We start from the raw sequence: 15983 nt of genomic DNA, 5'->3' as shown, positions 1-15983 counted from the left end.
ATCTCAATTTACTCACTCGATTTCTGTAAGGATTGAAATTTCGAATTTATCACCAATAGCAAGTGATTTATAAGTTGATTTCTGTGAAATATCCAAAGCTTCATTTTCACTGTCAGGCAAGCCTAACCAAGGTTCTATACAAAGAAAATCTGCTCCCGGTTTAGACCAAAGTGCTAAATTTGGATAGTTTGGAAAGCGAACAATTATTCCTTTTTTAGCATTCTTTTTTCGCAAACGAACAAAATCAAATTCTATATTGGAAAATATTAGGGCATCTTCATTAAAAAGTGTTTCTGAAAGTGCTAATACACCCTTTTGAATTGAAATTTCCTTTTCAGCAGTTGAAAGCAATCCCGTTTCGCCTAGCTTTTTAGACTGAAGATGATTTTCTTGGGGAAATTCAACCACATAATCTGATAATTGTAAATTTTCACCCAAAGGACAAGCGTAAGCCGTATGTCCACCACAAGAAAAGAACAGCTCTTTAGAATCCTGATTTTCTAAGATATATTTCATTTCCAGTCGCTTCTTTTTAAGGGAGAATTCTACGGTAAATGAAAATTTAAATGGATATAATCTAAGTGTTTCTTTCGAATATTTTAAGGTGAAAGTACAAGTTTTAGGATCAATTTGATTGAATTCTAAATGCTCATTATTTCTAATGATTCCATGTTTTGTCATAGGAAACTCTTTCCCTTCAAAAACATGTTTGTTTCCTTTTATGTTGCCAATGGAAGGGAACAACACAGGCGAACTACTTCCCCAAATTGATTCATCAATTGACCAAATAAATTCTTCACCTGTCTGCTTGTTTTCTAATGAACGAATTTCAGCACCTTTAGATTCTATTTTACAAATCAAAAAATCATTTTCTATGGTATGCAGCATAATTGTGGTTTTTAAAATTTTTATTGTCAATTCCTCCCTCGAATCCAGTCAGTTAACCAAATTCCATTTCTGTTCTTAATATTTTATCCACGGCTTGTCTATATTTTTGAGGATTCTGTGCTTTTTTGATTGCTTTAAAAGTCTTATGCGGATTAGAAGTAGTTTCCGCAAAATACTGCCAAAACCCCTGCATTTTCATTTTGATTGGCGTAGGCCCAGACAAGTATTCATCGTACTGTTGGTAAATGGTATCGTGAAATTCGGAGAAGATTTCCCAACGGTTTTTTGGGTATTCTTCTGTGTTGTTTTTAATCATGCTGGGCAGAAATGGATCAGCAATCAAACCCCGTCCTATCATGAAATGATCAAGTGTTGAAAAACGTTTTGAAATCTCTTTAAAAGCTTTAACGCTTGTAATATCTCCGTTATAATACAATTTGTGTTTTGTTGCTGTCACACATTTCTCAAAAGCGTCTAAATCAACTGGACCCTTGTACAATTGTTTACCAATTCGAGCATGTATAGCGATATTTTTAAGTGGATATTTATCTAAAATTGGAAAAGTATCGAGGATTTCCTCTGGGTTTTCATAACCCATTCTCATTTTCATTGAAACAACAATGTCGGATTCATTGTGGGCTTTATGTAAAACATCATCAATTTTAGCGGGCTGACAGATCATTCCTGATCCCATTCCTGATTTTGTAACCATGGGATATGGACAACCTAAATTCCAATTCAATTCGTTGTAACCCAAACTCTGAACGTATTTTACAACAAATAAAAACTCATCAGGGTCATTGGTCATCACCTGAGGAATAATATCCAAAGTAGAATTGTTTTCTGGTGCTAAATCTAATTGATATGAATTTTTAATCACCATTTTACCTTGTAATCGAATGTACGGAGCATAAAAAGTATCAATTCCACCAAAATAATGATGAAAAGCATTGCGAAACCTGAAGTCTGTAAAACCCTGCAATGGCGAAGAAAGTAAAACTGGAGTCATAGAATTATTTGAAGGACAAATATAGAATTTTACTTCTTGAGACGTTAATCTTTAAAAGTGTTTTGTGTGTTTTTGTCTTCTACAGATTTAGTAATGCCTCCTTAATTTTGAAATGTAACTAAGTGGAGAAGATAAAATTCAATTCAATTTCGAGGTCCCTTTAGATTTTAATAGCGTTTTTTATCCAATTATAATCCGACTTTTAGCATTTCACAAAAAACTGTCCCTATCTTTGCTGAAAAATATTACAATGTCAAGACTTTTATCCGATTTAGGAATCAATCCACAGTTACAACAAGCTTTAAACGAATTAAAAATAACTGAAGCTACAGATATTCAAGAGCAAGTTATTCCATTAATCCTCAATAAAAACGAGGATATCGTTGCACTTGCAAAAACTGGAACGGGTAAAACAGCAGCATTCGGTTTACCGTTAATTCAAATGGTAGATACTGAAAATGAAAGTATTCAGACAATTGTTTTATCACCAACGCGTGAATTAAGTCAGCAGATTTATAATAATCTAAGGTCGTTTACAAAGTATTCTCCTGAAGTGAAAATAACTTTGCTGACAGGAGGAGCACCTTTAAAAACACAAATAGAAGAGTTGAAGTCACCAACTCATATCGTTGTCGCTACGCCAGGACGTTTAATGGATTTGTTGGAGAAAAATGCCTTGAACCTTAAATCGGTTAAAAATTTAGTTTTAGACGAGGCAGATGAAATGATTCAAGCTTTTAAAGATGAGTTGATTTCATTAATTAAATCCTTGTCAAAATCTAGGAGAACGCTTTTGTTTAGCGCCACAATACCCGGTGATTTGAAGGACATCGTACATAACTACATGTCGAAAACAGCAATTACTGTTGAGTCGGATAGAGTAAGTATTGGACACGAGGGAATTGATCATCAATATTTGGTCGTTGAACCCATTGAAAAGCTAGATGTTCTTCTTCATTTTTTAAGTACCCAAGAGGGAGAAAGAGGAATAATTTTCTGCCGAACGAAGGCCGCTGTTAACAAATTAGCCAAAAACTTGGCGATTCGTAAGATTTCATCAGGTGCTTTGCATGGAAGTTTAACGCAGGGAATTCGCGATAGGATTATGGATCAATTCCGTGATGGACACATCGATATTCTTGTTGCTACGGATTTAGTTGCAAGAGGAATCGACGTAAAAGGATTAGGATATATTGTTAATTATCATTTGCCAGATACGTATGAAGCCTACGTTCACCGTAGCGGTAGAACAGGAAGGGCAGGAGAGAAGGGACTTTCTATGACAATTCTACAAAAAGAAGAAGTTGCAGAAATAGCTGGTTTTGAAGATGAATTAGGAATTCAGTTTAAACCTGTTGAAAAAGCTAAAGAAGAAGATATTGAATCTAATAACACTTTGGTTTGGGCGAAAAAAGTATTTAAAACTAAACCTAATCGTCAGATTTCAGAAGAGTTAAAAGAGGAGGTTAAAAGCATTTTCAAACACCTCACAAAGGAGGAACTTATAGAGAAGGTTTTGGCGAATTATTGGAGAGAAAACAATTAGTTTTCTTCGTTAGAAAGATTTATAGTTAGCCTTAGCATCAGGCGATTAAAAATAAAGGGAACTATCACAAAAAGAAATATTTTTAATTTTGATGTGTTTTCGTCCAGACACTAGTTGGTTTAAAATCTTTTCAATTCAATAAAAAAAATCATCTCATTTTTGAATTCAACATAAACAAATGGCAAATAATATAAAATCGCAGCAAGAAATTTTAGAAAAGTTAAATATTAAAGGTTTAAACCCAATGCAACAAGATGCCAAAGAGGTGATTGAGAAAACGGAAAATACTGTCGTTTTATCACCTACGGGAACTGGGAAAACCTTAGCTTTTTTATTGCCTTTGATTAATTTGTTGGATTCTGAAATTGAAGAACTTCAAGCTTTAATTATAGTTCCTTCTCGAGAATTGGCCATTCAAATTGAACAAGTTTTTCGTCACATGGGAACTGGGTTTAAGTTAAATGCCGTTTATGGAGGAAGAGCGAAATCGAAAGACAGAATTGAGCTAAAGCACACACCTTCCGTTTTAATCGGAACTCCGGGGAGAGTCTTAGACCACTTTACGGATGAAAGAATGAACACGGATGCCATCAAATATTTGGTATTGGACGAATTTGATAAGATTTTGGAAGTAGGGTTTGAACAAGAACTAACTCAAATTCTTGATTATTTACCGAATCTAAAAAAGCGAATTTTAACTTCAGCGACTTCAAATATTACTGTTCCCGCATTTGTGAAAATGAATGAAGCCAAAACTTTAAACTATCTTGAGAAAAAAGCAAGTTCCAATCTTGAGCTTAAAGTGCTTGAAACTTATGCGGCACAAAAGCTTGAAACCTTAGTGAAACTGTTAAAACACGTTGGAAATCAGAACGGAATCATTTTTTGTAATTTTAAAGCATCAATTGATGAAGTGAGTGAATATTTGGAAATGCATAGAATTAGCCACAGCTGCTTTTCCGGAGGAATGGAACAGATGGATAGAGAACGTTCATTGATTAAATTTAGAAACGGAAGCACACAAGTTTTGGTAGCCACAGATTTAGCTGCTCGCGGATTAGATATTCCAGAATTGAGTTTTATTATTCACTATGAATTACCACATGCCATGGAAGAGTTTACGCATAGAAATGGACGAACGGCAAGGGTTTCAGCGAAAGGAACAGCATATATTTTAAAAGACAGAACGAAGAATTTACCAGATTTTATTCGAAATACTTCAACTTTAGATCAGCTCAAAAATGCGGGCATAACTACTTCATTCTTCACGACATTGTTCATTTCGGGAGGAAGAAAAGACAAGATTTCCAAAGGAGATATCGCAGGAACTTTCATGAAAAAGGGCGGTTTATCAAAGGATGAACTTGGAATGATTGAACTCAAGCAAGATTGTTCTTTCGTTGCAGTTCCACTTAAAAAAGCCGATGAATTGGTCGATAAACTGAATAACACTTATTTTAAAAAGAAGAAAGTGCGAATTTATGGGATTTAGACGATCGTCCTTCAACAATCTTTAAGGTTTTCAATTTGCTTTTACTTCTTTCAATGCTATCTTTAACGCATGAAAAATAAGTCTTTTTTACCTTGGATTATTTTGTTTCTGGTAACCTTAGGAAGTATTCCTGTAATTCTTCATTATAAAGGATTTACATCGGCAAAAATCGTTGGAATAATCGTTGTCATTGCAATTGTAGCGGCTTTATGGTTTTGGAGAATCAATACCCGAAAGAAATCCCCGAGAAAACCTAAGGTTTCATTGTCCGTAAACGATAAGCATTGGATGAAAGAGTACATTTCATTCTACAAACGTTTAAATAAAGAAGACAAGCTTATTTTTGAAGATAGGGTGGGCATTTTTATTGCAAATGTAACGATATCAGAAATTGGTAAAGAAAAACCTGAGAAAGAAACTTGTTTGTATGTAGCTGCTAGTGCGGTAATTGCATTTTGGGGTTTGCCTTACTACAACTACGGAAATTTAAGAGAAGTTTTAGTTTACCCTTCCAATTTTGATATGGATAACTCCTTGAATAAACACGGAATTGTAAACGGGAAAGTACACCATGGTGGATTGATGAATAACACCATGATTTTATCGCTGCCAGCTTTAGTCAAAGGATTTCAAATTGATAATGACAAGAAAAATGTAGGAATCCATGAGTTTTCTCATCTTTTGGATAAGTCGGATGGGGCAATAGATGGAATTCCAAACTATCTCGGTGAAGAAGATAAAAAGATTTGGGTTGGATTGATGAGAGAAGCCATGGAAAACATTAGAAATAATGACTCAACTATTCCTGCTTATGGTGGAACGTCAGAAGCAGAGTTTTTTGCTGTGGTTACGACTTACTACAAAGAATGTCCGAGCTTATTAAAAGTAAAGAACAGACCATTATTTGAATTTCTTGACGAATATTTTAACCAAAACAAAAAGTAATTGTCAATTTAAAATTAGAAATTGTACAATTGTCAATTATCCCTGGAAAATTAGTGATTTCCAGCTGTTTTAGACCAGATATGCTTTTTTATCCCCCTCCAAATCTACCTCAATTCTATCTTGCAGTGTAGTAGAAAGCGTTAATCCAACATAATCGCATCGAATAGGGAAGCTTCGGTGTTTTCTGTCTACAAGAGCAACGGTTTTCACACGTTTTGTAGGACGTTCCAATAATTTAATCAAGGCATATTGCATTGTGCGGCCAGAGTTAATTACATCATCGACTAAAACAATCGTTTGGTGGTCGAAATGTTCTAAAGAAATGCTTGTAGAAATTTCATGATCTAGTGGACTTTTTTTGTCAATACTTAGCTCGCTGACATTGATTTTTTGCTGACCAATCGCCTCTAATCTTCTTCCCAGTTCTTGGGCTATTTCAAAACCGTTTCCTTTTATTCCGACAAGAAAAATATTTTCGTCTTGAAAATTGTTTTCAACAATCTCGTAGGCTATTCTGTCTAGTTTTTGATTGATTTGTCTTTCGTTGAGTACAATTGTTTTCATTCTATTTATCTTTTCCTATTTCTAATCCATTGTTGAAATTCTGCAGCATTTCTATTGTGCTGAGCTAATGTTCTGGCAAAGTTATGTAATCCATCTCCTTTTGGTTTTGCGCACATGTACATGTAGTTATTGTTTTCAGCATTCAAAACAGCGTCAACAACATCTGCAGGAGGTATAAATATGGGACCAGGCGGTAAACCTGCATAAATATAGGTATTGTATGGACAATCTCTGTCGCGATGTTCATAGGTTAGTCTTTCAACTCCATCTAATTCATCGCCCCAACAAAACCTAAAGGTTGGGTCAGATTGCAATTTCCACCCTTTACGAATTCTATTCAAATACAATCCTGCAATTGTTTTCCATTCTTCTGGGTACTTGTCTTGTTCTTTATAAACGATTGAAGCCAATGTTACAGCGTCAGACTGACTACTTAATCCCACTTGTTTTAATTTAGTTATTCTGTCTGGAGTCCAAAATTTTCTAAATTCTTCAGCCATTTTAGAAACAAATTCTTCATGGTCTGTATCCCAAAAAGCACGGTAAGTATTTGGTAAAAATAGAGCACCTATTTTAGCTTCATTAAATCCATATTTTTTTAAGATTGAATCTGATAAAATGTAATTTACAAAAGTAGTGCTGTCCATTTCTATTTGAGTAGAAACTTTGCTTGCTATATCTTTGATATTCTGACAATTATTGAATGTTATTTCAACTTCTACTTCTTTGTTTCCGTTACCTAAGCTATTCAGGGTAAAACCATTGATTAAGGTGTTGTATTTTGTGTTGGGGTCAATGATATATTTTCCTGAGCCAACTTTGTTATCTTGAAATTCTTTGTAATCCAACACTGCCTGAAAAGCATCTGCATCATCAATAATTTTGTGATTTAATAGGAGGTTTTTTAATTCTTCAATACCAGTTCCTGTTGGGATATAAAAACTAGTTTTTTCTGTGTTCAAACTCTCCTTTTTTCCACCAAAATAAGCGTCGATGCTCGTACAGGAGTTCAAAAAAATTAAAAACGTAAGGAGTAGGAAGTAGTTTGACCTTCGAAGTTGCTTATTCATGTTTTAGATAAATTTTTGGTAAAAATAAGCATCGATTGCCTCATCTTGGTAAAGATACCAGTTTTTTCTTGTTCCTGTTTTGATAAATCCTTCATTCTCAAATAGTGAAATACTTGCTTCATTGTCTGCTTGAATATCACAAAACACTTGCAGTAAGCCAATTCTTCGTGATGCAAAGCCACACATGAGCTCCAAGGCCTCCTTCGCGTAGCCTTTATTTCTATCGGCCTTATTCGCAATTAATACTCCAACTCCAGCACGCTTGTTTTTAAAATCAATGTTAAACAAGTCTATCGTGCCAATGGCTTTGTCGTTTTCAAAAAGGCAAATTATAAGGCGCATTTGTTGATTTTGTCTTACATGACTCGCGTTTTTTACGTAGTGTTGAATTTGATGAAGCGAAAATGGAGCTTCAGATTCGCTGTAACGCCAGTTTTCTGTGTCATTTTCCCACAGCAATAGTATATTTACATCATCTTCTTCTATTTGTCGAAGATATATTTTCTTTCCTTTTAGCATTGTAAGTCAAAGATAAGATTTTCGTTTTCATTTAGTCAATAAAGCTTAATTCCTTTCATCGAGGCTGGACAGTAAGTTTCAAACATATGGTTGTTTTGTATCCATCAGTAATTCATTGATATAAGGCTTTAAGTAAAGTTCTGGGTTTTGGTAAATCTACAATTAAATTGTAATCTCGCCATCAAATACTTTCGTTGCTGGTCCGTTAAGATAAATATCATCGAAAGTATCAGAATATCGTTCCGCTTTTACATGCAATTCACCACCTTTTACAGTAATTTTCAAATCTATAGATTCTATATCTAAAACCAAACCGTAGGCAATTGCAACAGCTGTAGCGCCAGTTCCGCATGAAAAAGTTTCATCTTCAACTCCACGTTCGTAGGTCACCATTTCAACATGATCGTTGGCTAAAACTTCAACCAGATTAACATTGATACCTTCTTTTTTATAGGTTTTTGAATAACGAATTTCTTTTCCGTATTCCACAATATTTTCTTCGTCTAAATCAGCTGTGAACTTTACATAATGCGGACTTCCAGTATTCATCACAAAAGCGGTTTCATCCTTCTGAATTCCTTCAACTTTATTCATTTTTAAAGTCACTTGATTTTCATGAACAGCTGCAACATGAAGGCCATCAATGGCTTCAAAAATCGCTTTGTTTTTAAATAATCCTAGTGATTTAGCAAAATGTACAGCACATCTTGCACCATTTCCGCAAAAGCTTTGCGTTCCGTCGGAATTGTAATAGGTCATTTTGAAATCAAGGGTAGGGTGCTCAGAGATTAGAATTATTCCGTCTGCACCAATTCCAAATCTACGATCACATAGGGTTTTAATTTGCTCATCAAGCAATTTGAAAGTTTTATTTGCTGTGCAATCCACCATTATAAAATCATTCCCTGTTCCTTGATATTTTGTAAATGAAAAAGTCATCTTAATTTTAAAGTCTTAAACTGTTTAGATTTTTGAAGCACAATACTCATCGTTTCTGTGTTGAGTAAGATTTGATTTTCAATTTTGTCCAATTGCAAAGAAATCGATTCACTTGGATTAAAACCAAATAATTTTAGTCTATTTCTTGTTAATTCATATCCTGTAATATTCAAAGGGCTTTGCCAAAACTCTACAACAATTTCTTTTGCGAAAGCAGCCGTTTTAAGTTTCAGAATTTCAGAAACATCCGAGGTGTCTGAAGGAGCAGCGCTTAAAGCTATAGTTCTTTGTGCAATTAGCTCCTCCATAATAATTACTTCTTCTTGTTCATTTTCTTCTATAATGTCATTTCTATCATCCGCTAAAGTCAAGCTGTCAGTCATAATAATATCAGTAGAAGTTGTTGAAGAATCAACTTCAGCAATAACGGTAACGATTTTTTCAACTTCCACTGTATCTCTTACAATTTGCTTTTTGATCTTTTCAATTATGATTTTCTCAGGTTTTTGTTCTGGGGTCTCCTTTTTATTAGGCTCATAGTTAGATAGATAGCCTATTCCGATGCCGGCCACTAAAATAAATAAGTATACAAGTATCTTTTTCATTAAGTTATACTATGGTAAAGTGCTTCAAAAGTACATAAAAAGAATGAATATTATGCTTAACAACTTTTAACACAGAACGAATCACTTTCAAACGGTTTTGGTGTTAATATTGAAGAGATCAAATCGAATCCTTAAAAATTAAGAAATATGAAAAAAAATATGAAATCAATAGGCTTAGGTGTTTTAGGAGGCCTTTTGCCATTAGGTGTGTTTTTTATGCTGGATTCTACTAGTTATTCAGCATTTACAGAAAATCAGGACTATGCAACAGAACAAATTGAACCATTAGTAGGAACTAAAGTCAACTTTGCAGCATCGGAAATTAATGAGAAATTAGATTTTACCAAGGCCAGCGAGGAAAGTGTACACTCTGTAGTTCACGTTAAAACCAAAGTGGTCCAGTCTTATGTTCAAAGAGATCCGTTTTTAGAGTTTTTCTACGGACCAGGAGCAGGAAGAGAAAGAAAGCAGTTTGGAAGTGGTTCGGGTTCTGGAGTAATAGTTTCAAATGATGGTTATATAGTGACAAATAACCACGTTATTCAAAATGCAAGTGAAATTCAAGTAACTTTAAATGACAATACAACTTTTGACGCCGAAATTGTGGGAACAGACCCTTCGACAGATATTGCGGTATTGAAAATTGATAAAACAGGTTTGCGCGCTATACCAATCGCAAACAGTGATGATGTAAAAGTGGGGCAGTGGGTACTCGCAGTAGGGAATCCATTTAATTTAAACTCTACTGTTACTGCTGGAATTGTCTCTGCGAAAGCGAGAAATATTAATATCATAGGAAGTCAGAATAAGGAAATCATGCCTATTGAGTCTTTCATTCAGACAGATGCAGCGGTTAACCCAGGGAATTCAGGAGGAGCTCTAATTAATACGCAAGGACAATTAATAGGAATAAATACAGCTATTGCTTCACAAACAGGAAATTATGCTGGATACTCTTTTGCGGTTCCTTCTCGATTAGTAGCAAAAATAATGAGTGATTTAATTGATTACGGAATGGTACAACGTGGTTTCTTAGGTGTACAAATTCAAGAAATCACTCAGGATTTAATCAATGCTAAAGATTTAAAAGACGCTAAAGGATTATATGTTGCAGGAGTAAATGCCGATTCTGGAGCTGAGAAAGCAAAAGTGAAGGAAGGTGACGTGATTTTGAAAGTGGGAGCCAAGGCAATTAATTCAGTTGCGGAATTACAAGAAGAAATCGGACGAAGAAGACCTGGTGACATTGTTACTTTGACTTTGAGAAGAGATGGAGATATAATTACCAAAGAGGTATTGCTGAAGAATATTGATGGTAACACAGAATTAACTTCTAAAGATGAGTTAGAGAAATACTCTGCCTTAGGGGCAACATTTGCTGAATTGTCAAAAGAAGAAAAAAAGGAATTAAATATTTCTAACGGAGTTAAAATATCATCTATATCTACCGGAAAGTTAAGATCAATTGGATTGTCGAAAGGAATAATTATTACCAAAATGAACCATGAAGATGTAACAAGTGTAGAACAGCTTACAAGCGCACTTAAAGATAAAGATCAAAAAGGTGTACTATTAGAAATAATGACAGAAAGCGGCAAGAAAGACTATGTTGGGTTTGGATTGTAATTTGATTTAAACCTTTTTATAAAAGAAACGCTCTTGAATTAATTGTTCAAGGGCGTTTTTTGTTTATCTTGTGCTTTTTCAAAATTGGGATGGAGGAAGTTTTCGAAAGAGAAATACTTAATTTGTAGGTCAAATTAAGATTTTGCCTTCACTTATATTTTGTAGTATAGTTTAATTGGTGTAAATTTGCCAAACTTTATTTCCCATTATTAAAATAAGGATTAGAAAAACATGAGACAGCTTAAAATTACGAAGTCAATCACTAACCGCGAAAGTCAATCATTAGATAAATATCTACAAGACATTGGTAAGGAGGAATTGATTACTGCCGATGAAGAGGTAGAGTTGGCACGAAAAATCAAACAAGGTGATCAGCGCGCTTTAGAGAAATTGACAAGAGCGAACCTTCGATTTGTTGTCTCCGTTGCAAAGCAATATCAAAACCAAGGGCTTACACTTCCAGATTTAATCAATGAGGGTAACTTAGGTTTAATTAAAGCAGCTCAGAAATTTGATGAAACACGAGGGTTCAAATTTATCTCCTATGCCGTTTGGTGGATTCGTCAATCTATTTTGTCTGCATTGGCAGAACAAGCACGTATTGTTCGTTTGCCTTTGAACCAGGTAGGTTCATTGAATAAAATTAACAAAGCATTTTCTCGTTTAGAACAAGAATACGAACGTCCACCATCAGCTGAGGAATTGGCAGAAGCTTTGGAAGTTCCAGAAGATAAGATTAAAGAAAGTATGAACGTTTCAGGACGTCACGTTTCAATGGATGCACCTTTATCAGCAAATGAAGATGGTGGAACATTAATGGATGTGATGGCGAATGCTGATTCTCCAAAGGCAGATACATTGCTGATGTCAGAATCACTTCAGCGTGAAATCGAGCGTTCCCTTTCAACGCTAACAGATAAGGAACGTGAAATTATTCGCTTGTTCTTTGGAATAGGTATGAATCACGGACTTACTTTAGAAGAAATTGGATCTAAATTTAACTTAACTAGAGAAAGAGTTAGGCAAATTAAAGAGAAGGCTATTAGAAGACTGCGACACACTTCGCGAAATAAACTTTTAAAGGCTTATTTAGGATAAGAAATTTCGGGGCTGCTATTATTAGCAGCCCCTTTTTTATACGCATTATTATAAAACCAAATCATAAACAAAACAATATGAGTACTTCAAACGGGTATGAAGAACAGTTAGACGCTCACGTAAAAAGAGAAAGAGCTGCTGTAAAATTAGCCAGTAAAACAGGACAACTTCTTTATGACAAAGGAGTGGAGTTAGTATTATTTAGAAACCACCTCGTGAGTTTAACAGTTTCTGAGATTATGAAATTGCATGATTACTCGCAAAAAGTAGTTCAGAAGCCGATCGATGTGTTCACAACATCTGCTCTTGCAGAGGCACTTTTATCTATCGATTTAGCTCCATCAAAATTAGATATTGGACGTCTAGCTTTTGAATACAATGATGTCAAAGATCAGTTTAGTGATGAGCAAGCATTTTTGAAGGAAACACTTAAAGATTTTATTGGACAAGATAAAGCCAAAACTGAACCGCGTGATGTAGTTTTATATGGTTTTGGTAGAATTGGTCGTCTTGCTGCTCGTGAATTAATTAAGCAAGCAGGTAAAGGACAACAGTTACGTTTAAGAGCCATTGTGACCAGAGATGTATCGCCAGAAATTATTAAAAAACGTGCAGCTCTATTTGTAAATGACTCTGTTCACGGAGCTTTTGATGGTATTGTTGATGTTGACACGGAAAATAACGTGTTAAATATTAATGGAATGAAAGTTCAGATGATTGAAGCAAAAAATCCAGAAGATATTGATTACACAGCATACGGAATTAATAATGCATTAATCATCGACAATACAGGAGTATTTACGGATAAAGAAAGTTTATCAAGACACTTGAAAGCAAATGGAGCTTCTCGTGTAATTTTAACTGCGCCTGGAAAAGGAATTCCAAATATAGTGTATGGAATTAACCAAGGAACATTGGATATTGAGAATGAAAAGATTTTCTCTGCTGCTTCTTGTACAACAAATGCAATTGCACCGGTTTTAAATGTAATGAACGATAAATTTGGAGTTGTTAAGGGACACATCGAAACTGTGCATGCCTATACAAATGACCAGAATTTATTGGACAACATGCACAAAAAACCAAGAAGAGGTCGTTCTGCAGCAATAAATATGGTAATTACGTCTACGGGAGCTGGTAAAGCGGTAACGAAAGTTATTCCAGACCTAGAAAATAAATTAACGGCTAACGCTGTTCGTGTTCCTACACCAAATGGTTCTTTAGCAATTATTTCTTTGGAATTAGATAAAGACGTAAATAAAGAAGATGTGAATGATGCAATTAAATATGCCGCATTAAACGGTAATTTGATTAACCAAATTCATTACTCAGTAGATGAGGAATTAGTTTCTAATGATATTATTGGAAATACTTGTTGTTCAGTGTTTGATTCACCAGCAACTATTGTTTCAAATGATAATAAAAACGTTGTGCTTTATACTTGGTACGATAACGAGTTTGGTTATACCAAACAAGTGATTCGTTTGGCAAAATATGTAGCCAAAGTAAGAAGACTGATTTATTATTAGGAATAGTAAAAATGTAAAAATAATTAAGGGCGCACTTTTGGTGCGCCCTTTTTATGTTTTTATGTTTTTATGTTTGGTGTGCGTAGGTTTGCCCTATTAGGGCATGCCTACTGCACATCCAAAACCGTTAATTCATATTCCAATACTGTATTGGCGGGAATAACATCTGAACTTCTATCAGCATACCCTAATTGTGGTGGGATGATGATATGAATACTTCCGCCTTTTTTTAACATCATGAGCGCATCTTGCCAACCTATTATTAATTGACTCACTGTGAAATTTAAAGGATCATTTTTTGAAATTACTTGAAATGAATTACCAGATAAGAAAGAGCCTTTGTAATAAAATGTGACATGATCCTTATATCCAATAAATTCTTCTCCCTCTCCTTCTTCAAGGATAGAATAGTAGAGGCCATCTTCAGTTCTTTCCATTTGTAATCCTGTAGAATCAATGTAGTGCTGGATTTTTGCATCGAAAGAATTTAATTCTTCTTCAGAATAAGTAGTACAACTCATGAGCGACAGAACGATTACCAATAGACTTATCCACTTCATAATTATAATTTTACTGGAGTTAATATATAACCTTCGGCTTTTAATAATTCAATGACACCTTGTGGTCCCCCCAAATGTGCCGCTCCAACAGCAATAAAGGCCGTTTTTTTCTTAATTATTTTTTGAATAGGCGCAATCCAGTTTTGGTTCCTTTTGTTTAAAAAGTCTTCCTCAAATTCAGGAGAACTCATATCCGAAGTCACAGCGAATTCATAAATCTTATTGATGTCCTGTGATAAATAAATATCCACTAGTTTTGTCATTTCCTCTGCTCCATTGTCCTCAGCTCTCAGGGCTTCCATAATCATATTAACTTGATCTTTATCACTTAGGTTATCGATAAAACTCATTTGCTCCTCAACAGTCTCAAGTCCCAATATTTCAACATCATTTGTTTTTGCAATCTTTTCTAATGACATTTCATAGCTTTGAGGATTTGCTCCAAAAGCATCTTTTGTAAAGAGTTGCACCAAAACAAAAGGCTTCATTTTACCAAAAGCCATTCGCATTTGCTCCTCTTCAAACCCCAAGTTTTCTTTGGTATAAGTAAATATAGAATCGAGTTGTTCCTCTGAGAAATAATCAAACATCGTTCCTGAGTCCAACATCATTAACTGCATGGCTTGTAATTGTTCGCTTAAACCACCAATTTCCATGACCAAGATATCGGAAGTCTTTACTTTTTCTTGTAATGTTTCAGGAAATAAAAAGTCATCATTCGGAATTAAATGCATTGTTCCAAAGATGTAAGAGGGAGATTTTACTTTTTTCCCTGTGATTTCCCATAAAAGAGAATTGCTTGGTGTTTCTTGAGCTATTCCAAACTGAGTTATTAAAAATAGGCTTGTAAATAGAGCTAAAAAGAATTTCATATTTGTTTTTTTAATTGAACTAAAAAAGAATTTTCGTCATCTTCGAGCAAAGTTAAGGTGAGTCCTGCTGCTTTAGCGAATTTCTCTAGATTTTTTACATCAAGGTAAACCCAATTAAACCAACCACTTTCTTGGTCTTTGTATTTCATATTAAATTTGAATTCGCCATAATAATTGGCATTCAAATCTACCCAAAGTCCACCTTCTTCGTCTTCAAATACATTTTGAACATCAGTAGAGTCGCACAGAATAGAGCCACCTGGAGCCAAAAGTGAGGCTACATGCTCTAAAAAGGGTGTAACTTCATCATAAATCCCGGCTAATCCTATACCGTTCATCAATAGTAGAATTGTGTCGTACTCACCAATATTGAACTCTAATATAGGGGTAGAATAATGCTTTACTTTTGGTAATACTTCTTCTAGATAACGATGAGCAAGCGGACTTATTTCAAGTGTACTTACATCAAATCCTTTACTTGATAAATATTTAGCATGCGGACCAGCTGCTGCCCCGACATCTAAAATTCTTCCTTTGCAATGTTTCATTGCAATAGCTTCTAGCTTGGGGAAATCCTCAAACGCACGCATTAAATGGGCAATAGGAAGGAAGTCGTCGTCAATTAAGTCGGATTCAACAACAATATCTTCAGGGTTATTTTGGGTGTGATAATCCCAAATGGCATTCCCAATCGGGTCTTTTTTATTCATGTTTGAAATAA

At 34.7% G+C, this 15983-nt stretch carries 16 protein-coding genes; 6 read left to right on the top strand and 10 right to left on the bottom strand.

The genetic code is table 11. From position 1 onward, the window contains the following. Positions 1 to 12: 12 nt before the first annotated feature. Positions 13 to 888, bottom strand: coding sequence for an aldose 1-epimerase family protein (locus DIT68_RS02770; RefSeq protein ID WP_109358282.1), 876 nt, complete (start codon positions 886 to 888; stop codon positions 13 to 15). Positions 889 to 940: 52 nt separating this feature from the next. Continuing rightward, complete coding sequence (locus DIT68_RS02765) at positions 941 to 1897, bottom strand: tRNA dihydrouridine synthase (protein ID WP_109358281.1); 957 nt, start codon at positions 1895 to 1897, stop codon at positions 941 to 943. Between the two features lie 250 nt (positions 1898 to 2147). Between DIT68_RS02765 and DIT68_RS02760 the strand changes: the two genes are divergently transcribed. The 3 genes from DIT68_RS02760 (at position 2148) to DIT68_RS02750 (ending at position 5880) form a co-directional block, all read left to right on the top strand. Next, the gene (locus tag DIT68_RS02760; RefSeq protein WP_109358280.1) at positions 2148 to 3443 is read left to right on the top strand and encodes a DEAD/DEAH box helicase; all 1296 of its coding nucleotides are present in this window, start codon (positions 2148 to 2150) and stop codon (positions 3441 to 3443) included. A 178-nt stretch (positions 3444 to 3621) separates the two neighbouring features. Next, complete coding sequence (locus tag DIT68_RS02755) at positions 3622 to 4935, top strand: DEAD/DEAH box helicase (RefSeq protein WP_109358279.1); 1314 nt, start codon at positions 3622 to 3624, stop codon at positions 4933 to 4935. Between the two features lie 69 nt (positions 4936 to 5004). Continuing rightward, positions 5005 to 5880 carry a M90 family metallopeptidase gene (locus tag DIT68_RS02750; RefSeq protein WP_109358278.1) on the top strand — a complete coding sequence of 292 codons (876 nt, stop codon included), beginning with the start codon at positions 5005 to 5007 and terminating at the stop codon, positions 5878 to 5880. Positions 5881 to 5949: 69 nt separating this feature from the next. On the opposite strand, the gene DIT68_RS02745 is transcribed toward DIT68_RS02750, so the two are convergent. The 5 genes from DIT68_RS02745 to DIT68_RS02725 form a co-directional block, all read right to left on the bottom strand. Then, positions 5950 to 6444 (bottom strand): phosphoribosyltransferase family protein, encoded by a 495-nt coding sequence (locus DIT68_RS02745; RefSeq protein ID WP_109358277.1) that lies wholly within the window; start codon positions 6442 to 6444, stop codon positions 5950 to 5952. A 5-nt stretch (positions 6445 to 6449) separates the two neighbouring features. After that, positions 6450 to 7514: an endolytic transglycosylase MltG gene (mltG, locus tag DIT68_RS02740; RefSeq protein WP_109358276.1), complete on the bottom strand. Its 1065-nt coding sequence runs from the start codon at positions 7512 to 7514 to the stop codon at positions 6450 to 6452. 3 nt (positions 7515 to 7517) lie between these two features. After that, complete coding sequence (locus tag DIT68_RS02735) at positions 7518 to 8033, bottom strand: GNAT family N-acetyltransferase (protein WP_109358275.1); 516 nt, start codon at positions 8031 to 8033, stop codon at positions 7518 to 7520. A 162-nt stretch (positions 8034 to 8195) separates the two neighbouring features. Then, a complete protein-coding gene (gene dapF / locus DIT68_RS02730; protein WP_109358274.1) occupies positions 8196 to 8972 on the bottom strand; it encodes a diaminopimelate epimerase in 777 nt (258 codons plus the stop codon). Continuing rightward, the gene (locus tag DIT68_RS02725) at positions 8969 to 9577 is read right to left on the bottom strand and encodes a hypothetical protein (protein WP_109358273.1); all 609 of its coding nucleotides are present in this window, start codon (positions 9575 to 9577) and stop codon (positions 8969 to 8971) included. The genes dapF and DIT68_RS02725 overlap by 4 nt, the downstream gene beginning before the upstream one ends. A 147-nt stretch (positions 9578 to 9724) precedes the next feature. Here DIT68_RS02725 and DIT68_RS02720 point away from each other — a divergent pair, with 147 nt between their 5' ends. From DIT68_RS02720 to DIT68_RS02710, 3 genes are all read left to right on the top strand, one after another. Then, entirely contained in the window at positions 9725 to 11203 is a 1479-nt protein-coding gene (locus tag DIT68_RS02720; RefSeq protein ID WP_109358272.1) for a Do family serine endopeptidase, read from the top strand. A gap of 231 nt (positions 11204 to 11434) precedes the next feature. After that, a complete protein-coding gene (locus tag DIT68_RS02715) occupies positions 11435 to 12301 on the top strand; it encodes a sigma-70 family RNA polymerase sigma factor (protein WP_109358271.1) in 867 nt (288 codons plus the stop codon). Positions 12302 to 12378: 77 nt separating this feature from the next. Further along, on the top strand, positions 12379 to 13830 hold the full coding sequence (locus tag DIT68_RS02710) for a glyceraldehyde-3-phosphate dehydrogenase (RefSeq protein ID WP_109358270.1): 1452 nt from the start codon (positions 12379 to 12381) through the stop codon (positions 13828 to 13830). 107 nt (positions 13831 to 13937) lie between these two features. Here DIT68_RS02710 and DIT68_RS02705 read toward each other — a convergent pair whose 3' ends face one another. Genes DIT68_RS02705 through DIT68_RS02695 form a run of 3 tightly spaced genes read right to left on the bottom strand, consistent with a single transcriptional unit; the run spans position 13938 to position 15972 of the window. Continuing rightward, positions 13938 to 14390 carry an FKBP-type peptidyl-prolyl cis-trans isomerase gene (locus tag DIT68_RS02705; protein ID WP_109358269.1) on the bottom strand — a complete coding sequence of 151 codons (453 nt, stop codon included), beginning with the start codon at positions 14388 to 14390 and terminating at the stop codon, positions 13938 to 13940. 2 nt (positions 14391 to 14392) lie between these two features. Further along, entirely contained in the window at positions 14393 to 15262 is an 870-nt protein-coding gene (locus tag DIT68_RS02700) for a TraB/GumN family protein (protein WP_109358268.1), read from the bottom strand. Beyond that, the gene (locus DIT68_RS02695) at positions 15259 to 15972 is read right to left on the bottom strand and encodes a class I SAM-dependent methyltransferase (RefSeq protein WP_109358267.1); all 714 of its coding nucleotides are present in this window, start codon (positions 15970 to 15972) and stop codon (positions 15259 to 15261) included. The genes DIT68_RS02700 and DIT68_RS02695 overlap by 4 nt, the downstream gene beginning before the upstream one ends. Positions 15973 to 15983: the final 11 nt, after the last annotated feature.

Origin of the sequence: Brumimicrobium oceani (assembly GCF_003143775.1) — a bacterium.
GTDB lineage: Bacteria > Bacteroidota > Bacteroidia > Flavobacteriales_D > Crocinitomicaceae > Brumimicrobium > Brumimicrobium oceani.
The sequence above is the reverse complement of the archived record's forward strand: the minus strand, read 5'-3'. Positions and strand labels throughout refer to the sequence as shown.